General features: G+C 68.6%; 19 protein-coding genes, 1 tRNA gene and 1 pseudogene. 8 read left to right on the plus strand and 13 right to left on the minus strand.

The features are described from left to right. Positions 1-19: 19 nt before the first annotated feature. The 5 genes from rplA to AC3ANP_RS01385 all read right to left on the minus strand — a co-directional run bounded on the left by rplA (position 20) and on the right by AC3ANP_RS01385 (position 2,819). Positions 20-727 carry a 50S ribosomal protein L1 gene (gene rplA / locus AC3ANP_RS01365; RefSeq protein WP_488331580.1) on the minus strand — a complete coding sequence of 236 codons (708 nt, stop codon included), beginning with the start codon at positions 725-727 and terminating at the stop codon, positions 20-22. A gap of 173 nt (positions 728-900) precedes the next feature. Further along, the gene (gene rplK, locus AC3ANP_RS01370) at positions 901-1,332 is read right to left on the minus strand and encodes a 50S ribosomal protein L11 (protein WP_488331581.1); all 432 of its coding nucleotides are present in this window, start codon (positions 1,330-1,332) and stop codon (positions 901-903) included. A 130-nt stretch (positions 1,333-1,462) separates the two neighbouring features. Beyond that, positions 1,463-2,269, minus strand: a complete 807-nt coding sequence (nusG, locus tag AC3ANP_RS01375; protein ID WP_488331582.1) for a transcription termination/antitermination protein NusG — start codon at positions 2,267-2,269, stop codon at positions 1,463-1,465. A 110-nt stretch (positions 2,270-2,379) separates the two neighbouring features. Next, entirely contained in the window at positions 2,380-2,664 is a 285-nt protein-coding gene (secE, locus tag AC3ANP_RS01380) for a preprotein translocase subunit SecE (protein WP_488331583.1), read from the minus strand. Between the two features lie 82 nt (positions 2,665-2,746). Continuing rightward, positions 2,747-2,819 (minus strand) — tRNA-Trp (locus AC3ANP_RS01385). Positions 2,820-3,106: 287 nt separating this feature from the next. On the opposite strand from AC3ANP_RS01385, the gene AC3ANP_RS01390 reads away from it, so the two are divergent. Next, complete coding sequence (locus AC3ANP_RS01390; protein WP_488331584.1) at positions 3,107-4,321, plus strand: pyridoxal phosphate-dependent aminotransferase; 1,215 nt, start codon at positions 3,107-3,109, stop codon at positions 4,319-4,321. An 80-nt stretch (positions 4,322-4,401) separates the two neighbouring features. Here the strand turns inward: AC3ANP_RS01390 and AC3ANP_RS01395 are convergent, their stop codons facing one another. Together AC3ANP_RS01395 and AC3ANP_RS01400 are read right to left on the minus strand one after the other, a co-directional pair. Beyond that, positions 4,402-5,034 carry a LuxR C-terminal-related transcriptional regulator gene (locus tag AC3ANP_RS01395; RefSeq protein ID WP_488333120.1) on the minus strand — a complete coding sequence of 211 codons (633 nt, stop codon included), beginning with the start codon at positions 5,032-5,034 and terminating at the stop codon, positions 4,402-4,404. Between the two features lie 65 nt (positions 5,035-5,099). Further along, complete coding sequence (locus tag AC3ANP_RS01400; protein WP_488331585.1) at positions 5,100-6,440, minus strand: ATP-binding protein; 1,341 nt, start codon at positions 6,438-6,440, stop codon at positions 5,100-5,102. A 125-nt stretch (positions 6,441-6,565) separates the two neighbouring features. On the opposite strand from AC3ANP_RS01400, the gene AC3ANP_RS01405 reads away from it, so the two are divergent. The 5 genes from AC3ANP_RS01405 (at position 6,566) to AC3ANP_RS01425 (ending at position 10,588) form a co-directional block, all read left to right on the plus strand. Further along, positions 6,566-8,101, plus strand: a complete 1,536-nt coding sequence (locus AC3ANP_RS01405) for a PspC domain-containing protein (RefSeq protein ID WP_488331586.1) — start codon at positions 6,566-6,568, stop codon at positions 8,099-8,101. A gap of 2 nt (positions 8,102-8,103) precedes the next feature. Further along, positions 8,104-8,376, plus strand: coding sequence for a hypothetical protein (locus tag AC3ANP_RS01410; protein ID WP_488331587.1), 273 nt, complete (start codon positions 8,104-8,106; stop codon positions 8,374-8,376). A gap of 3 nt (positions 8,377-8,379) precedes the next feature. After that, the gene (locus AC3ANP_RS01415; protein ID WP_488331588.1) at positions 8,380-8,634 is read left to right on the plus strand and encodes a PspC domain-containing protein; all 255 of its coding nucleotides are present in this window, start codon (positions 8,380-8,382) and stop codon (positions 8,632-8,634) included. 176 nt (positions 8,635-8,810) lie between these two features. Further along, a complete protein-coding gene (locus AC3ANP_RS01420; protein WP_488331589.1) occupies positions 8,811-9,836 on the plus strand; it encodes a 6-phosphofructokinase in 1,026 nt (341 codons plus the stop codon). 41 nt (positions 9,837-9,877) lie between these two features. Beyond that, positions 9,878-10,588 carry a GNAT family N-acetyltransferase gene (locus tag AC3ANP_RS01425; protein WP_488331590.1) on the plus strand — a complete coding sequence of 237 codons (711 nt, stop codon included), beginning with the start codon at positions 9,878-9,880 and terminating at the stop codon, positions 10,586-10,588. 53 nt (positions 10,589-10,641) lie between these two features. Here the strand turns inward: AC3ANP_RS01425 and AC3ANP_RS01430 are convergent, their stop codons facing one another. The 6 genes and pseudogenes from AC3ANP_RS01430 to AC3ANP_RS01455 form a co-directional block, all read right to left on the minus strand. Further along, positions 10,642-12,198 carry a DHA2 family efflux MFS transporter permease subunit gene (locus tag AC3ANP_RS01430; protein WP_488331591.1) on the minus strand — a complete coding sequence of 519 codons (1,557 nt, stop codon included), beginning with the start codon at positions 12,196-12,198 and terminating at the stop codon, positions 10,642-10,644. Between the two features lie 112 nt (positions 12,199-12,310). After that, positions 12,311-12,730: an ankyrin repeat domain-containing protein gene (locus AC3ANP_RS01435; protein WP_488331592.1), complete on the minus strand. Its 420-nt coding sequence runs from the start codon at positions 12,728-12,730 to the stop codon at positions 12,311-12,313. Then, positions 12,727-13,809: a CAF17-like 4Fe-4S cluster assembly/insertion protein YgfZ gene (ygfZ, locus tag AC3ANP_RS01440; RefSeq protein WP_488331593.1), complete on the minus strand. Its 1,083-nt coding sequence runs from the start codon at positions 13,807-13,809 to the stop codon at positions 12,727-12,729. The genes AC3ANP_RS01435 and ygfZ overlap by 4 nt, the downstream gene beginning before the upstream one ends. Positions 13,810-13,831: 22 nt before the next feature. Beyond that, a pseudogene (locus tag AC3ANP_RS01445) lies at positions 13,832-13,962 on the minus strand (flavodoxin family protein); the annotation flags it as partial. A gap of 24 nt (positions 13,963-13,986) precedes the next feature. Beyond that, a complete protein-coding gene (locus tag AC3ANP_RS01450; protein WP_488331594.1) occupies positions 13,987-14,601 on the minus strand; it encodes a nitrobindin family protein in 615 nt (204 codons plus the stop codon). A gap of 179 nt (positions 14,602-14,780) precedes the next feature. After that, on the minus strand, positions 14,781-15,515 hold the full coding sequence (locus AC3ANP_RS01455; RefSeq protein WP_488331595.1) for a permease: 735 nt from the start codon (positions 15,513-15,515) through the stop codon (positions 14,781-14,783). Positions 15,516-15,891: 376 nt separating this feature from the next. Here AC3ANP_RS01455 and AC3ANP_RS01460 point away from each other — a divergent pair, with 376 nt between their 5' ends. Together AC3ANP_RS01460 and mshD are read left to right on the plus strand one after the other, a co-directional pair. Further along, positions 15,892-16,590: a winged helix-turn-helix transcriptional regulator gene (locus tag AC3ANP_RS01460; protein ID WP_488331596.1), complete on the plus strand. Its 699-nt coding sequence runs from the start codon at positions 15,892-15,894 to the stop codon at positions 16,588-16,590. 233 nt (positions 16,591-16,823) lie between these two features. Further along, positions 16,824-17,816, plus strand: coding sequence for a mycothiol synthase (gene mshD / locus AC3ANP_RS01465; protein ID WP_488331597.1), 993 nt, complete (start codon positions 16,824-16,826; stop codon positions 17,814-17,816). Position 17,817: the final 1 nt, after the last annotated feature.

Raw genomic sequence — 17,817 nt, forward strand, 5'->3', positions numbered from 1 at the left:
TCCTGGTACCTGCGGAGGATTACGCCTCGGTGAGGACCTTGGTGACCTGGGGGTCGACGGCAATGCCGGGACCGAACGTGGTGGCGACGGTGGCCTTCTGGATGTAGCGGCCCTTGGAAGCGGACGGCTTGAGGCGAAGAACCTCTTCCAGTGCGGCTGCGTAGTTCTCGGCCAGCTTCACGGCGTCGAAGGAAACCTTGCCGATGATGAAGTGCAGGTTCGAGTGCTTGTCGACGCGGAAGTCGATCTTGCCGCCCTTGATGTCGTTGACAGCCTTGGTGACGTCGGCGGTCACGGTACCGGTCTTCGGGTTTGGCATCAGGTTGCGCGGGCCCAGAACCTTACCGAGGCGGCCAACCTTGCCCATCAGGTCAGGGGTGGCGACGGCGGCGTCGAAGTCGGTCCAGCCGCCCTGGATCTTTTCGATCAGGTCGTCGGAGCCAACGAAGTCGGCGCCGGCGGCGATAGCGGCCTCAGCCTTGTCGCCCGTGGCGAAGACGAGGACGCGGGCGACCTTGCCGGTGCCGTGCGGCAGGTTGACGGTGCCGCGCACCATCTGGTCCGCCTTGCGGGGGTCCACGCCGAGGCGGAAAGCGACCTCAACGGTGGCGTCGAACTTGGACGGGTTGGTGTCCTTGGCGAGGGTTACGGCCTCGAACGGCGCGTAGAACTTCTCCGCGTCGATCTTGGCGGCGGCTGCCTCATATGCTTTGCTGCGCTTTGCCATGCTGCTTATTCTCCTTGTGCAGTTGTGGTCTGCGGACCGCGCTGGGCCCTGCCACAGTCGGGACTCCGGAAGGGAATCCCAACATCTATGTTTAGGTGGTGCCGGTTGCCCGGCGGTGCTGTTCGGCGTCGTGAGCGGTATCCCGATCCCTGAACCGCATCAGCGGTGGGGAATTACGCCTCGACGGAGATACCCATCGAGCGGGCGGTGCCGGCGATGATCTTCGCGGCGCCTTCCAGGCTGGTGGCGTTGAGGTCGTCCATCTTGGTGGAGGCGATCTCGTTGACCTGGGCCTGGGTCAGCTTGGCCACCTTGACGGTGTGCGGGGTAGCCGAACCCTTGGCGACGCCGGCAGCCTTCTTGATGAGCTCTGCAGCCGGCGGGGTCTTGGTGATGAACGTGAATGAACGGTCCTCGTAGACCGTGATTTCCACCGGAATAACGTTGCCGCGCTGGGCTTCCGTCGCAGCGTTGTACGCCTTGCAGAATTCCATGATGTTGACACCGTGCTGGCCAAGCGCAGGACCGATCGGCGGGGCCGGGTTGGCGGCACCTGCCTGGATCTGCAGCTTGATGAGGCCGGTGACCTTCTTCTTGGGAGCCAATGTAGGGTCCTTCTCTCAATTTCGTCCTGGGACACAGGAGCGTGCCTCAGGTTGGTGGCCGCCATGGCGAGGCGGCCGGCCGCTCCAAGGCTGCTAAGCGGGCAGCCCGGAACGAATTCTGGGGGGAAAGCTAGATCTTGCTGACCTGGTTGAACGCCAGCGTGACCGGGGTCTCGCGCTCGAAGATGGAGACCAGCACCACGAGGGTCTGCGAATCCACCTTGATTTCGGAGATCGTGGCCGGAAGGGTCTCGAAGGGGCCTTCCTTGACAATGACCGACTCGCCGACCTCGAAGTCGACGTCGACGGCGGCCGCAGCGTGCTTGACCGGCTTGCCCTTCTCCGCCTGCTCTTCTTCGAAGACCGGTGCGAGCATGGAGAAGACCTCGTCGATGCGCAGCGGCACGGGGTCGTGGGCGTTGCCCACGAAGCCGGTGACACCGGGCGTGTGCCGGACGGCACCCCAGGAGGCATCCGTCAGGTCCATCCGGACCAGGACGTAACCGGGAATCCGGACGCGGTTGATGACCTTGCGCTGAGCGTTCTTGATCTCAACGACTTCCTCCATCGGGACCTGGATCTCGAAGATGTAATCTTCCATGTCCAGGGTCTGGATGCGGGTTTCCAGGTTGGCCTTCACGCGGTTCTCGTACCCGGCGTAGGAGTGGATGACGTACCAGTCACCCTCCTGCCGGCGCAGCTTGGCCTTGAACTCTTCCGCCGGATCCACTTCGGCCTTGGCGGCCGCAGCAGCCAGGGCGTCTGTCTCTTCGCCGGCTTCGGTTTCCTCGGCAGCTGCGGCTTCGGTTGCGGACTCGTCGTCGGCGTCGGCTACGGGCGCAGCAGATACAGCCTCGGACTCGTCCGTGGTTTCCACCGCGGCGGCCTGGCCCTTATCCAGCTCAGTCTCAGTTACCTCGAGCTCCTGCTCAGACACTTGGTCTCCTGCTTCCTCATTGCCTAACATGCCTATTTAAATGACTCAATTCCGCAGACCCCGGCGAAGCCCCGATTCCGGGTGTCAACGCGGTCTGCGGACCGGTCGCCTTAGCGGTCCGTGGCGCCGGTTCCGCCGAAGATCCAGCTCACTCCGGTTCCGAAGGCCAGATCCAGCAGGGTGACGATCACCATCATGATGACCACGAACACCAGCACGACGAGCGTGTAGTTGATCAGTTCCTTGCGGGTTGGTGCAACGACCTTCTTCAGTTCGCCGATGACCTGGCGGACGAAGAGTGCAATCCGAGCGAAGAATCCCGCCTTGGGGGCATTCCTGGCGGGGCGGCCTTTGGAGCTGCTCGCAGCTGTTTCGGTCACCTGATTCTCACTCATCCTCGCGATGTCGGATACCCGGCTCTGAACTGAACCATGGTTGCTGCGCCTGCCCCGGCGATAAACCCCGGAACAGCTTGCGCAGGGCAGACAGGACTCGAACCTGCAACCTGCGGTTTTGGAGACCGCTGCGCTACCAATTGCGCCACTACCCTATGGATCGAAAACCGGTCAGACCGCGCTACTCCGCAGGCCAACCTGAGGCGCACGCTATCGTCGTGTTTTCAACACCGGAGAACCAGTCTACGCAACAACTGCGCCTGCGTCGAACTGGCCCGCCGTCAGCCTAGGCTGACGGCGAAAATCCGCGGCGCTTGCCGCCTCATTTCCGCGTTGGGTCACATTTGCTGGCCCGGCACCTCTAAGGATCCGCTGAACAGCATAGAGTGGATCCCGTCGAATCCCGCATCCAGCCCCGAGCTGCACGAAGAACGGACCCGCAATGCCAGCCCGCATTTCCCAGCGCATTTCCGCCATAGCCGAATCCGCCACGCTGGCTGTCGATGCCAAGGCGAAGGCGCTGAAGGCGGCAGGCCGTCCGGTCATCGGTTTCGGTGCCGGCGAGCCTGACTTTCCGACCCCGGAGTACATCGTCCAGGCCGCCATCGAGGCCGCGAGCCAGCCCAAGTACCACCGCTACTCCCCCGCCGGCGGCCTGCCCGAACTCAAGCAGGCAATTGCGGAAAAGACCCTCCGGGATTCTGGTTACAAGGCGGAAGCGTCCCAGGTGCTGGTGACCAACGGCGGCAAGCAAGCGGTCTACAACACGTTCGCGACTTTGCTCGACCCGGGCGACGAAGTCATTGTCCCCACGCCGTTCTGGACCACCTACCCGGAGGCGATCCGGCTGGCCGGAGGAGTTCCGGTGGAGGTCTTTGCCGGCCCGGAACAGGGCTACCTGGTCAACGTCGAACAGCTCGAGGCGGCCGTCACGGAGCGCACCAAGATCCTGCTCTTCGTCTCCCCGTCCAACCCGACCGGCGCCGTTTACTCGGCCGAGCAGGTCAAGGAGATCGGCCGGTGGGCTGCCGCCAAGGGCCTCTGGGTCGTCACCGATGAGATCTACGAGCACCTGACCTACGACGGCGTCCCGTTCACCTCGATTGCCACTGCCGTCCCGGAACTCGGCGACAAGGTGGTCATCCTGAACGGCGTGGCCAAGACCTACGCCATGACGGGCTGGCGCGTGGGCTGGATGATCGGCCCGGCGGACGTGATCAAAGCAGCCACCAACCTCCAGTCACACGCGACCTCGAACGTCTCCAACATCATGCAGATCGCGGCCCTCGCCGCCGTATCCGGGCCGCTGACCGCCGTGGATGAGATGAAGGTGGCCTTCGACCGCCGGCGGAAGGCCATCGTGGCCGGGCTCAACGCGATCGAGGGCGTGGAGTGCCCCACCCCCAAGGGCGCGTTCTACGTCTACGCGGACGTCCGGGCGCTGCTGGGCAAGGAATTCCCGAGCGCTGCGGGACCGGTCCGGCCCTCGACGTCGGCCGAACTCGCCGCGCTGATCCTCGACGAGGTGGAGGTTGCCGTGGTCCCCGGCGAGGCCTTCGGCCCGTCCGGCTACCTGCGGCTCTCCTACGCGCTGGGCGACGAGGACCTCGCCACCGGCGTCGGCCGGCTTCAGGACTTCCTGGGCAAGGCCAAGTAACCCGCCCACCCCCGATGCGCTATCACTTGTGGTCCCTAAGCCTCCGGAATAAGGACCCCAAGTGATAGCGCATCCGTGGTTTAGAGGAGGCGGCGTTCGGCGGCCCACCGGGTCAGCTCGTGCCGGCTGGAGAGCTGCAGCTTACGAAGCACCGCGGAGACGTGGGTCTCGACCGTCTTGATCGAGATGAACAGCTCCTTGGCGACTTCCTTGTAGCTGTAGCCTCGGGCAATCAGCCGCATGACCTCCAGTTCGCGGGCCGAGAGCCGATCGAGTTCGTCGTCGGCGAGGTCGGCGGGTGCCGTGCCGAACGCGTCGAGGACGAAGCCGGCCAGCCGCGGGGAGAACACCGCGTCTCCGCCCGCCACGCGGCGCACCGCGTCGCTGATCTCGGCGCCGGAAATGGTCTTCGTGACGTAGCCCCGAGCGCCGGCGCGGATCACCGCGACGACGTCCTCCGCGGCGTCAGAAACGCTCAGCGCCAGGAATTTGGTGGTGCCCAGCAGCGGCGCGGAACCTGCCAGCACTTCCCGGCCGCCGCCGCCCAGGCCTCCGGGGAGGTGGACGTCGAGCAGGACGACGTCGGGCCGCATCTCGGCGATGACAGCAACCGCTTCCTCCACCGTCCCCGCCTCGCCAACGACGACGATGGCGGGATCCAGGTCGGCCTTCAAACCGGACCGGAAGATCGCGTGGTCATCGACGAGCACCACCCTCGTGGCCCCGGGTGTTTGCCCCGGAAGCGCTCCGGGCCTGTTGCTGCCCGGGAACTGGTTGTTCACTGGCTGTCCTCTCCGCTGGTTCCGTAAGGGCCGCCCGCCCCGCTGCCGGGGCCGGCGGCGGTGCGCGGCAACCTGAGCCGGACTTCGGTGCCGCCCGGGCTGCTGGAAATGGTCGCAGTGCCGCCATGGCGCCGCATCCGTCCGATCATAGATTGCCGAACCCCGAGCCGGTCTGCGGGGATGGACTCGGGGTCGAAGCCCGGCCCGCGGTCCTTGACGAAAACTTCGGCCACGTCATCGCGCACTTCCAGATACACCGAAACGGCACCACCGCCGTGGCGGGCCGCGTTCAGCATGGCCTCGCGCGCGGCCTGCACCAGGGCTTCGAGCCGTTCGGTCATGGCGCAGTCCCCCACGGCAACGACCTCGACGGCGTGCCCCAGGGCGTCTTCCACCTCCGCGGCGGCGGCCTGCAGCCGGGCCGAAAGCTGCCCCGAGTCCCGGCCCCGGTCCCGGTAGAGCCAGCGCCGCAATTCGCGCTCCTGGGCGCGGGCCAGCCGGACGACGTCGTGCTCGTTGCCGGCGCGCCGTTGGATCAGCGCCAGGGTCTGCAGCACCGAGTCGTGCAAATGGGCCGCGATCTCGGCGCGTTCCGTAGCCCGCACCAGGCCGGCGCGTTCGGCCTCCAGGTCGCGCCAGAACTTCAGCCCCCACGGCAGCAGGACCAGCACGACGCCGCCCAGCACGGCGACCGAGGCCAGCAGGGCAAGCCAGGTCTGTTCCCAGGAACCCGAGCCGGAGACCATCAGCAGCACCCCGGCCACCACCAGGCCCAGTCCGGCCGCGAGCCGAGCCCAGCCGCCGGCCTGGTTCGCCTTGGTTTTGTCCACGATGCCCGCGCGGCGGGTCTCGTCCAGCTGCATCCACGCGATCGCGGCGCCGCCCAGGATAGCTGCGACCGGGATCAGTGTCCCCAGCGGGACGTCCAGGCCCAGGAGCCGGGCGATCAGGATCGCCGCGGCCAGCAGCAGGCCGGCGCCCAGCAGGATTTCCTTGCCATAGGCCATTCCGGGGAACCAGGCCCGCCACGGCCCGGGCGGGTTCCCTGCGGGCCGGCCTGCGGGCACCTGGCCCAGCGCGGGTTCGCTCACCGCCGGGGCGATCGGCGACGCCGGCTGGCGGGCGTTGCGGGTGGCGCTCTCATCCGAGGTGGGAACCATGATCCAAAGCCAGGCGTAAAACGCGACGCCGGCGCCCCCGGCGAGCGCGGCCACCACCATGCCGATCCGGACCATCCGCACCGGCAGGCCCAGATGGCGGGCGAGGCCGGCGCAGACGCCCGCGATCACACGGTCGCTGCCGCGGGTCAGCGGCGGACGGGAAACGGCTGTGGTCATAGGTCAATCCAAACATGGACCGGGGTTTCCCGGAGCCGTTTTCCGGCCGAACCGGGGTCCACTCAGGGATCGTTCAGGGTGTTCCCCAGTAGTGCGGCTGGCCCCGGAGGCGGGAGGATCGAAGTATGAATCCGCACTCTCCGCACCCAGATGACGATCCGAGCGCCGCAGGCCGCCCGGGCACCACTCCGGACGCCGAACCCGGCGTCACCGCAGAAGGCGCTGCTGCCGGCGCGGCGCCGGCCGGTGAGCCGGCCCCGGAGCCGCCGCCGCTATATCCGCCGGGCGGCCCGTACCCCTCGCAGTCCGGGGCCGGCTATCCACCTCCCAACGACGCCGCGTCCGCACCCTTCGGCGGCGGCCAGCCCAACAACTTTTTCGACTGGGTCCGCAGCCAGGGGATCTACCGGGGCCGCGAGCGCTGGATCGGCGGTGTCGCCAGCGGGATCGCGCACCGGTTCGGCGTCGACCCGTTGATCGTCCGTGGCGTGCTGATTGTTCTGACGGTGTTCGCCGGCGTCGGAGTCCTGCTTTACGGGGTGGCGTGGGCGCTGCTGCCCGAGCCGGACGGCCGAATCCACGTCCAGGAAGCGGCCGCGGGCCGTTGGTCCTCGGGCATGACCGGTGCCCTCATCACCTCCCTGATCGGCTTCCCCAGCCTGGGCGGCGGCGTCTGGGGCTGGGACCGCCACGGCTTCGGCGCCTTCGTCTGGACCGTGTTCTGGGTGGGTGCCGTCATCTACGTCATCTACTACTTCAGCCAGCGCAACAGGGCACGCCACGGCGGGACACCACGGTCCCAGCGTCCAGCACCGGGGACAAGCTATGCCTTCCCGGAGGCCGGAACCGCGGGCGGTAGCGGCACGGCCGGCAGCACCGGCTACGCTGCGGCCCCCGGCGGCACCGGCTACCGTACCGACGGCACGAGCACGTACGGCGACGCCCCGGGCTGGTCCGCGCCGCCGCCCTTGGACCCCCTCCCGCCCTACGGCAGCGGCTACCGGCCCGTGCCTCCGCCGGCGCCGAAGAGCCGGCCGCTTGGGCCCGGGGCACCGGCGGTGGCCGTCACCGCCGGCCTCGCCCTCCTGGTGGGGGGTGGCATTAAGGCCCTCGACGCCGTCCACGTGATCAGCCTGGGCGCCGCCGGCAACGCCGTCGTGTGGGCCAGCGGCGCGGCGGTCCTGGGACTCGGCATCCTGGTGGGCGGCCTGCGGGGCCGGACGTCCGGGCTCCTGGGCTTCCTCGCCGTCGTGGCCCTGCTGGTGGGCGGCCTGTTCAACCTGGTGCCCAACGCCGACAGCGCACGCTTCCAAAACGTCAGCTGGACCCCGGCGAGCATCGAGCAGGCGCGGGACGGTTTCGAGCTCACGGGCGGCTCCGGCGCGGTGGACCTGACCAAAATGAGCCTGAATCCGCCGCTGCGCACGGACCTTGTGGTCCGGATCGACGCGACCGCAAGCAATGTCACGGTGACGATCCCCAGCAGTGTCCCGGTCCAGGTCCAGGCGGACCTCACCATGGGCAATCTCAGTGACGGCCGGGGCAACCACGGCGGCACGACCAGCCAGCAAACCAACTACAACACGGACCAGCCCGGCAGCCGCCTCATCCTCAAGGTCTCGGGCACCCTCAGCAACATCACCGTGAAGGAAGGGAACTGACCATGAGTAGCTATGATCCAATGCCGGAGCCGGCTGACGCCGCCGGGGCGCACCCCGTGTCCGGCAGCCCGGGGGCCAGGGTGGGAACGGTGGTCTGGGGGCTGATTGTGCTGGCCCTCGCCGCGCTGATCATCATCTCGCGGCTGGGCCTGGTGGCCCTGAACGGAACCTACGTTTTGATCGGCCTCATGATTGGGGCCGGCGCTGCCCTGGTTATCGGCGGACTGCTGTCCGCGCGCAGGCGTGACAATGACACCACGACAAGGAAGTCTTGAGCCATGGATAAGTTCTTCAGCATCGTCCGGGGCCTCGGCCTGAACCGCGGTCCGCAGCGCTGGCTCGGCGGCGTATGCGGCGGAATCGCCGTGAAACTCAACGTCGACGTCGCGTACGTCCGCATCGCGTTCCTGCTTTTCGCCCTGCTCCCGGGACCCGCCTTCGTGTTCTACCTGGCGGCGTGGCTGATCCTGCCGGACCAGCGGAACGCGATCGCCCTGGAATCCTTTTTGGACAGGCGGGCGTCCCGGCCCTGACCCGCCCGCGCGCCGGCCGCCCCGCCCGTCGCCCACGGCCAATGCCCCCGCCCAGCCGGCAGGGGCATTGGCCGCTGGGCGGTTTGTGTGCTGCCCCACATCCACCAGTAGACTGCCACTGAGCTCAGCGTGGCGCTCTGCCTGCACCCCCTTCGAACCAGGATTTGAGCCGAGACATGAAAATTGGAATCCTCACCAGCGGCGGAGACTGCCCCGGACTGAACGCCGTCATCCGCGGCGTCGTCCTCAAGGGAATCGCCGTTCACGGCCAGGAGTTCGTCGGATTCCTGGACGGCTGGCGCGGCGTGGTCGAGGGCGACGTCATCGACATCCCCCGCACCCTGGTCCGCGGCATCGCGAAGCAGGGCGGAACCATCCTCGGCACCTCCCGCACCAACCCGTTCGAGAACAACGGCGGGCCTGACGTCATCAAGGCCAACATGGACCGGCTTGGCATCGACGCGATCATTGCGATCGGCGGCGAGGGCACCCTGGCCGCCGCCAAGCGGCTGACCGACGCCGGGCTGAAGATCGTGGGCGTGCCCAAGACCGTGGACAATGACCTGGACGCGACCGACTACACGTTCGGCTTCGACACCGCCGTGGAAATCGCCACCGAGGCCATTGACCGGCTCCGCACCACCGGTGAATCCCACCACCGAACCATGATCGCGGAGGTGATGGGCCGCCATGTGGGCTGGATCGCCCTGCACGCCGGCATGGCCTCCGGCGCCCACGCCATCCTGATCCCTGAACAGCAGGCCTCGATGGAGCAGATCACCGACTGGGTCCTCTCCGCCCGCGACCGCGGCCGGGCCCCGCTGGTGGTGGTCGCCGAAGGCTTCGTGCCCGAGGGCCAGGAATCCCCGCACTCCGAGCGCGGACTGGACACCTTCGGCCGGCCGCGGCTGGGCGGCATCGCCGAACTGCTGGCGCCCGAGCTGGAGGCCCGGACCGGCATCGAGACCCGGGCCACCGTGCTGGGACATATCCAGCGCGGCGGCGTCCCGACGGCGTTCGACCGGGTCCTCGCGACCCGCCTCGGCCTGGCCGCCATCGACTCGGTCGTCGAAAAGCGCTGGGGAACCATGGTGTCGCTGAACGGCACCGACATTGTCCACGTCGGCTTCGACGCTGCGCTCGGCAACCTCAAGAGCGTGCCGCAGGACCGCTACGACGAGGCGGCGGTGCTCTTCGGCTGACGCGTTCCGGGCTCCGGCCCGGCGCTGGGTAGGGTTGGAGCATGACTCTTGAGCCCGGTTCCGCCGAAATCATCCAGCTTGCCTGGGCGCGCAACCTGGGGCTGGACGACGGCGCTTTCGGCGCCGCCGCCGGCCGCCGGCTGACCAGGGCCGACGACGGCGCCGGCACCGTGCAGTTTGTCCGGCTGTTCGGCAGTTCAGCCCTGGTGGGACCGCAATGGGCCCTCGACGCGGCCGCCGGCTACACGGATGAAGAACTGGCGCAGCACGTGACGCTGCTGACCATCACCCGCGCGCACGGCGGACACGGGCTCGGCGCCGCCGCCCTGTTCTTCGCCGATGACCTGCCGCTCCGGCAGCCCGCCGAGGAGTTGACCGTCTCCCAGGGGAACCAGGAGGCGATCGAACTTGAGGCGTTTTGCCCGCCGGACGACGTTAACGAGGTGGGCCTGGCCGACCTCGAGCACCGGTTCACGATCATGCACGTCGACGACGGCCGGCGGACTCCGGTCGCGTGCGGCGCCTACACCGAATGGCAGGGCCTCCTGGCGCAGCTCGGAGTTTTGGTGGCGCCGGAGTGGCGGCGGCAGGGCCTCGGCACGCTGGCGGCCTCGATTGCGGCACACGAGGCGCTGGCGTCAGGGCTGACCCTGCAGTGGCCCTCCGACGTCAGCAACAAGGGCTCGCTGGCCCTGGCCCGCAGCCTGGGCTTCACCGCCGGCGGAATCCACACCAGCGTCCTGCTGGGCTGACCGGCACCTGCTGCCGGGCTGACCGGCACCTGCTGCCGGGCCAGCCGGCCGCGCTAACCGCGCGTGGCTTCGGCTCCGTCCGTGGCCGCCGACTCGCGGTCCGCCGCGGGGGCAGGACGCGACTGCGCCGCCGGCCCGGTGCCCTGGGCGCCCCAGCCCGGCTGCGGCTGGGGTTTAGCGAAGAACAGCGCCACGGCGGTGCCAATCAGAACCACGGCCGCAGGCAACAGGATGGACTGCCCCATCGCCGTCGAAAATCCTTCGTGCAGCGCCGGCGGCAGGGCTCCGCCAAACGCCATCGGGCTGGCCCCGCCGGCCCCCGGCGCGACCGGGAGCTCTGCCGCGAGCCGTGCCTGGATCAGCACCGCGACCGCGGCGCTGCCCAGCACGGCACCGATCTGGCGGGTGGTGTTGTAGACGCCGGAACCCGCGCCCGCCTGCCGCGGCGGCAGGTTCCGGGTGGCCGTGGAGCTCAACGGCGCCCAGATGCCGGCGTTCGCGAAGCCCAGCACGGCGCTCGGCAGCAGGAAGAGCCAGATCGGGGTGTCCGGGTGCATCAGCGCGGCGTTCCAGAAGAGGGCGACCGACATCAGGGTCAGGCCGGCGGCGGTGATGAACTTGGGATTGACCCGGTCGATGATCTTGCCGACGACCGGCGCCAACCCACCCGAAATGACGGCCATCGGCACCATCATCAGCGCGGACTGCGTCGGGGTCAGGCCGCGGACGATCTGGTAGTAGAAGATCAGCGGAAGGCTGAAGGCCGTCACAGTGAATCCCACCGTGGTAATGCCCACGTTGGCCAGGGAGAAGTTGCGGTCCCTGAACAGTCCCAGCGGCAGGAGCGGTTCGCCCTTGTTCACCCGCTGCCAGACCACGAATCCGGCGAGCACCACGATGCCGCCAATAATCAGTCCCCACACCGTGATGGGGCCGGTGATCGTGCCCCAGTTGTAGGTCTCGCCTTCCTGGATTCCGAAGACCAGCAGGAACAGCCCGACGGCGCTGAGCAGCACCCCGGGGATATCAAATTTGTGCGGGTGTGTGCTCAGGGACGGGACAAACCGGAGCGCCAGGATAAAGCCGACGATGCCGACCGGGATGTTGATGAAGAAGATCCATTCCCAGCCCAGCCCGTCCACCAGGACGCCGCCAAGGATCGGGCCCACCAGCGTGGCGACGCCGGCAGTGGCACCCCAAATGCCCATCGCGGCGCCGCGCCGGTCCGGCGGGAAGATGCGGGTGATGACGGCCATGGTCTGCGGCGTCATCATGGCGGCTCCGAGCCCCTGCAGCACCCGGGCACCGATCAGGGTCTGGACGTCGCCGGAGAGCCCGCACCACAGCGATGCCAGGGTGAAGACCACCAGGCCGGCCAGGTACAGCCGCTTCGGCCCGAAACGGTCGCCCAGGCGGCCGGTGATGAGCAGCGGGACGGCGTACGCCAGCAGGTAGGCGCTGGTGACCCAGATGACGGAGTTGATGTCCGCGTTCAGGCCTTCCATGATGCGCGGGTTGGCCACCGAAACAATGGTGGTGTCGATCAGGATCATGAAGAACCCGATCACCAGCGACCAGAGTGCGGCCCACGGCCTCGCTACGTTTTCCATCGGTTTTCCTTAGGGTGCGTGTTGCCGGGTTCGGGGGTGGTGAAAAGGACGTGGCGCCGGCGGCATTGGTTCACCCGCCGCGGCGCCGGTGGCCGAGCGGCCGGCGGCTGAATTAGCCCAGCAGCGTCAAAATATCGTGGTGGCCGAACATTTGTGCCGCCGCCCGCGCCGAGGGGCTGCCTGTGTCAGGATCGGCACCGGCGCCCATCAGCAGCTTCACAACGTCGGCATAGCCTTTGAAGACCGCCCCGGCGAGCGGGGTCTGGCCGCGGTCGTTGGCAGTGTTGGCGTCCCCGCCGTGGGCCAGAATCAGCCGGACGGTGTCCGCGTGGCCGTGGTAGGCGGCAAGCATGAGCAGCGAGTCGCCGGCCGCATTGGTGAGCGTTGCCGGTGCACCGGCTGCGAGGTACCGGCCCAGCAGGGCCGAGTCGCCCTCGCGTGCGGCGTCGAACAGGGCGTGCGCCAAGGCGAGGGCTTCGTCGTCGGGCGCCGGAACCCCGCCCTGCTCCGGCGGCACCGGGCCCGCGCTCACCGGGGCCCCCGCAGGAAGCCCGTCTGGCGGCCCACGACCTGGCCGGCGTCGGGCGCCACGATGAGCTCCTGGGCCGCGGTGTACGGTTCCTCGCCGTCCATCACGGTCAGCACCTCGTCCGGGGCGACGGACCGTTTAATGACGGCCAGCGCCACCGGGCCCATCTCGTAGTGCTGCCCCACCGAGGTGACGGTGCCGACCTTCCGGCCACCGGCCCGGACCTCGCTGCCGGCCGCCGGCATGGTGTGCTGTGAACCGTCCAGTTGCAGGAACACCAGGCGCCGCGGCGGGTGGCCCAGGTTGTGGACCCGGGCGATGGTTTCCTGGCCCTTGTAGCAGCCCTTGGCCAGGTGCACGGCGGTGCGCAGCAGGTCCAGCTCGTGCGGGATGGTTTTGTCGTCGGTCTCGGCGCCCCAGCGGGGACGCCAGGCCGCTATGCGCAGTGCCTCGGCGGCCAGGACGCCGGCCAACGGGCGGCCGGACACCCTTTCGACCAGCTCAGGCGCGGGCACCAGGTATTCGAACCACGGCCGTTCGAGGCCGGGGTGGGCGTCCTCACCGACCACGGCGTAGGAGTAGCCGCCGGCTCCGACGTGCGGCCACGGGTCCTCCCAGACCAGCAGCCCCTCCCATTCCGGGACGGCCCGGGTGGTGGCCAGCACCGCCCAGTCCGCGGAGGCGTCGGCTACCTCGACCCGGAGCATGAACTTCATCCGGGCCAGCCATTCCGCCAGCGGTGCCGCCTCTGCTGCTTCGACCATGAGCCAGGTGGTGGCCCCGTCGTCCAGGACCCGGGCGTCGAACTCTATCCGGCCCTGCACGCTGAGCAGCAGCAGTTCGGTGGACTGGCCGGGGGCCAGCCCGGTGAGCTGCTGCGAGGAGAGGGTGCTCAGCCAGCTCAGGCGGTCGGGTCCGGTGACGGTGACCACGCCGCGGTGGGAATAGTCGACGACGGCGTTCCCGGCGGCGAGGGCGCGCTGCTCCGGCAGCGGTTCGCCGTAGTGCGCCGCGACGCCGGCGTCTGGCCCGGTGGCTTCGACGGCGCCCGGACGTGCGAGCAGGGGGCTCTTGGTTGTCATATGTAGTAGAAGTCCTCGGTGCTTAGCGGTATTCCGGATTTTCGAAGCCGAAGTGGGTGCCGGCTTTCCAGGCCTCGGGCAGGTTGCCGTGAAGTCGCTTTCCGGTCCGCCGGAGCCGTCATCCAGGTAGCCGGGCCCGGAATTCGGGGCGCCCCGGCACCGGCTCGGGACGGGGGGTCAGCCGACCTTGCTGAGGATCGCGGAGGCGTGGGCCTCCAGGCCGCCGCCCGGCGTCGAGCCCTTGCCGGCCGCCACGTCCCAGCGCCACAGCAGCTTGCCGTCCACCAGGCCGAAGATCCGGGTGGCCGCCGCGTAGTCCTTCGAGTGGCTGCCGCGCATCACCATGTCCGTACTGAGCTGGATCTGCGGGCCCTTGATCTGGCCGTAGTAGAGCTCGGAGATGCCGCCGGGGTGGGCGATGGAGACGGAAATGTCGAAGCCGCCGTCGCTGTTGCGGAGCTCTTCGACTTCATCGGCGCTCTTGAGGACGGGGACGATGTCCGCCGGGACCAGTCCCGGACCGCCGTCCTCCTCGCGTTGTTTGCGTTCGAGCGCCCAGAACCCGGTTTCCACCGTCAGCGGCCGGAGCTTGGTTCCCTCGTCATCGGTCAGCCAGGACTCGGCCCGGTACTGCAGGTACGGGAGGCCGTTGTGGGTGAACGAGACGTGCTGGCGGAAATGCTCGGAATCCTCGTCGCCGGCGCCGAGCCGTCCCCGGCCCTCCCATTCGCCGATGAGCCAGGACAGTGGAACGATTTCAGGGGTCAGATCGACAGGAATTTCAATAGGCACAGCTACCTCTGGAAAACGTCGCGTTCTGGACGGAGCGGGCCTGGTGGCCTACTTCTGTCCCTTGAAGAGCCGGTACACCACGAACCCGGCGAACCAGGCCATCGACAGGCCGGCGACGGCGAGCAGGACAAGGAAAAAGATTTCAAATGCAAGTACGGACATGGTGCCATCCTAACGCGTTAGTGAATGAGGAGTTTGTCTATGAAGTAGGCCAGCGAGCCCACCGCCGAGACGGGCGCCAGGCCCATGCCCAGCACGGCCGGCAGGTTCAGCGCCTCGCCGCGGATGATCACCAACCGGCGGAAGCTGACCAGCACGGCGCCGACGACGACGCCCACCAGGGCCGCCGGCAGCACGGCAATGTCGGAGAGCACCAGGCCGGCGAGCGGGCCGGCGAGCCCGGCACCGACGATGCCCAGCGGCGCGACGATCCGGTCCGGCCAGCGGATCAGCCCAGCCAGCAGGGCGATCGCGGCACTGACGGCGGCGATCAGCAGCATCTCCCGGACCCCGTTGAAACGCGAACAGGCGATCCAGCCTGCGCCCAGGCAGGCCAGCAGGACCCCGGCGCAGGACCCCAGCGTTGATTCCAGTCGTTGCGCCTGGCCGGTGCCGCGGATCAGCTGCATGACGAAGATCGCCATGACGCCGGCGGCCACAAACCCGGGGGTCCAGTCGAGGAAGCCCGGGGCGGGCAGGTACGTCGCGGCGATGGCGGAGCCTATCCCCGGCAGCCCGATCAGCGCAGCCAGGGTCTTCTTGGCGGGGATGCCCAGGAAATGCGGCCAGCCGATGCCGACGCAGGCAGCCGTCACCACGGCCACGGCCAGCAGCACCTCGGGCGCCGCGTAGGTCCCTGCGACGATAGCGGCGAGCCCGGCAAGGCCAGCGATCCCGACACTGCGCGACCTCACGGGATTATCCCCGGCGCTTGCCCAGCCGTCCGCCCGGGCAGGACGCCCACTCCGCGGTCCCCCGCGCTCAACTTCGCCACGATCACCGGCACCTTCGCTCACTGCGGGCCTGGCTCGGCCCGCTCGACTCGCCGCGACTGAAGGCCCCGACGCATCAATCCTGCCCTATCTGAAAGTTTTGTGTCGCACGGAAACCACGGTGGCGCGGCCGGACAGTGTCCGCGAGATGGCGTTTGGGTATACTCAAGGCTCAGCTAGGCTTCCTCCGGCACCCCGGGTGAGGGCCGGAATCGGGACGCCGCCGGGAAGCCTGGTACCGGCCGGTGCGAGCCCGGCTCAGACGCCCAACGATGCGCGGACACCCCTTGGAGGAACCATGTCGCACATCCTGCTCTTGACGAACAGCACCGGGTCATCGGTGGACGTCCTGCCTGCGTTGGAACTGCTGAACCACCGCGTCCATATCCTTCCGGCCGAGCCGACCGCCCTGCTGGAGACCGAGCCCTGCGACATCGTGCTGCTGGACGCCCGCAGGGACCTCGTGGGGGCCCGCGCCCTGACCCAACTGCTCAAGGCAACCGGCCTCAGCGCCCCCCTCATGCTGATTCTGACGGAAGGCGGCATGGCCGCGGTCTCCTCGGCCTGGGCCGTGGACGACATTCTGCTGGAATCCGCCGGCCCCGCCGAAGTCGAGGCCCGGATCCGCCTCGGCATCGCCCGGGCGCTGCCGGACCATGACGACACCCCGGCGGAGATCCGCGCGGCCGGCGTGGTGATCGACGAGGCCAGTTACACCGCCCGGGTCAACGGAGCGGTGCTGAACCTGACGTTCAAGGAATTTGAGTTGCTCAAGTACCTGGCCCAGCATCCGGGCCGCGTGTTCACCCGCCAGCAGCTTCTGACCGAGGTCTGGGGCTACGACTACTACGGCGGTACCCGGACCGTGGACGTCCACGTCAGGCGGCTGCGCGCCAAGCTCGGCGCCGACCACGAGACCCTGATCAGCACGGTGCGCAACGTGGGGTACCGGCTGACCCTCGTCCGGCAGCCGGACGGCGAACTCTCGGAAGCCTGAACAAACAGGAAAGCCCCGGACCTGGGGTCCGGGGCTTTTCTGGCGTTGCCACTTCGTGGTGGAGGACATACGGGTCGAACGTATCGAGGCCACCCCACTGGTGGATCCCCCTCGCATCCGGTCGGTGAAGCACTCTCCCGGACGAGTTAACGACTATACGTTGCCGGCACCGGCACGCCAAATCGGCTGTCCGCCCCCGCGCGGACGCCGGCCGGGCCGTATAGCCTTGCACCATGAGTCCCGCGAATCCGGAGAATTGGCCCGTACTCACCGTCCGGGGAACTGCCGACCCGCAGCTGCTGCGGGACGTGGGGAATCTCGTGGCCGCCGCCGAAGAGGCCGACGGCAATCCGCCGCTCTCCGAGCAGACCCTGGTGACCCTGCGCGCGGCGGAGCCCGGGCCGCACACCGTCCTGGCGCTGGCCCTCTACTCCCCCGACTACTCGGGCAGCGCGGAGAGCAACACGGCGGGCGCGGCCCGGGGCAACGACCTGGCCGGGTTCGGCGTCGTGGTTGAAGAACCGGACGGGACCGGAGTGCTGGAGGTGGCCGTCCATCCGAGCTACCGCAACCAGGGCGTCGCCGACCGGCTGGTCGGCGAACTCCGCAGGGTGCGCGGGTTCGAGGGGCTGAAGGCGTGGTCGCACGGCAACCACGAGGCGGCGGCAGACCTGGCCGCCCGCTACGGCTACGCCCCGGTCCGCGAACTGTGGAAAATGCGGCTGGCTACTGCCGCGGCCAACCTCCCCGCCGCCGGCTTCCCGGCCGGCACTACTTTGCGCAGCTTCGTCCCCGGGCAGGATGAGGAGGCCTGGCTGGCGGTGAACCGGGCCGCCTTCGCCCACCACCCCGAACAGGGCGGCATGACCCGTGCCGACCTGGACGCCCGGATGGCCGAGCCGTGGTTCGATCCCGCCGGCTTCCTGCTCGCGGTCGACGACGCCGGCCAGATCCTCGGTTTCCACTGGACCAAAGTGCACCCGCGGCATGGCGAACACCCGGCGATCGGCGAGGTATACGTCGTCGGCGTCGCTCCCGAGGCGCAGGGCACCGGCCTGGGCAAGGCCCTGACCATTGCCGGCATCGAGCACCTGCAGCGCCAGGGACTGCACGCGGTGATGCTGTACGTCGACGGCGACAACATTCCCGCCGTCGCACTTTACCGGCGGCTCGGCTTTACCCGCTGGGACATGGACGTCATGTACGCGCCGGCGCCGGGACGTTAAA

The organism is Arthrobacter sp. JB02-1C, from assembly GCF_057748045.1.

Bases quoted from the DNA above. Each gene is read 5' to 3' on its own strand.
- secE (WP_488331583.1), bottom strand. From the start codon at position 2,664: ATGAGTGAGAATCAGGTGACCGAAACAGCTGCGAGCAGCTCCAAAGGC.
- AC3ANP_RS01460 (WP_488331596.1), top strand. From the start codon at position 15,892: ATGTCGCACATCCTGCTCTTGACGAACAGCACCGGGTCATCGGTGGAC.
- AC3ANP_RS01415 (WP_488331588.1), top strand. From the start codon at position 8,380: ATGGATAAGTTCTTCAGCATCGTCCGGGGCCTCGGCCTGAACCGCGGT.
- AC3ANP_RS01420 (WP_488331589.1), top strand. From the start codon at position 8,811: ATGAAAATTGGAATCCTCACCAGCGGCGGAGACTGCCCCGGACTGAAC.
- AC3ANP_RS01430 (WP_488331591.1), bottom strand. From the start codon at position 12,198: ATGGAAAACGTAGCGAGGCCGTGGGCCGCACTCTGGTCGCTGGTGATC.
- AC3ANP_RS01425 (WP_488331590.1), top strand. From the start codon at position 9,878: ATGACTCTTGAGCCCGGTTCCGCCGAAATCATCCAGCTTGCCTGGGCG.
- AC3ANP_RS01410 (WP_488331587.1), top strand. From the start codon at position 8,104: ATGAGTAGCTATGATCCAATGCCGGAGCCGGCTGACGCCGCCGGGGCG.
- mshD (WP_488331597.1), top strand. From the start codon at position 16,824: ATGAGTCCCGCGAATCCGGAGAATTGGCCCGTACTCACCGTCCGGGGA.
- rplA (WP_488331580.1), bottom strand. From the start codon at position 727: ATGGCAAAGCGCAGCAAAGCATATGAGGCAGCCGCCGCCAAGATCGAC.
- AC3ANP_RS01400 (WP_488331585.1), bottom strand. From the start codon at position 6,440: ATGACCACAGCCGTTTCCCGTCCGCCGCTGACCCGCGGCAGCGACCGT.
- AC3ANP_RS01390 (WP_488331584.1), top strand. From the start codon at position 3,107: ATGCCAGCCCGCATTTCCCAGCGCATTTCCGCCATAGCCGAATCCGCC.
- AC3ANP_RS01405 (WP_488331586.1), top strand. From the start codon at position 6,566: ATGAATCCGCACTCTCCGCACCCAGATGACGATCCGAGCGCCGCAGGC.
- ygfZ (WP_488331593.1), bottom strand. From the start codon at position 13,809: ATGACAACCAAGAGCCCCCTGCTCGCACGTCCGGGCGCCGTCGAAGCC.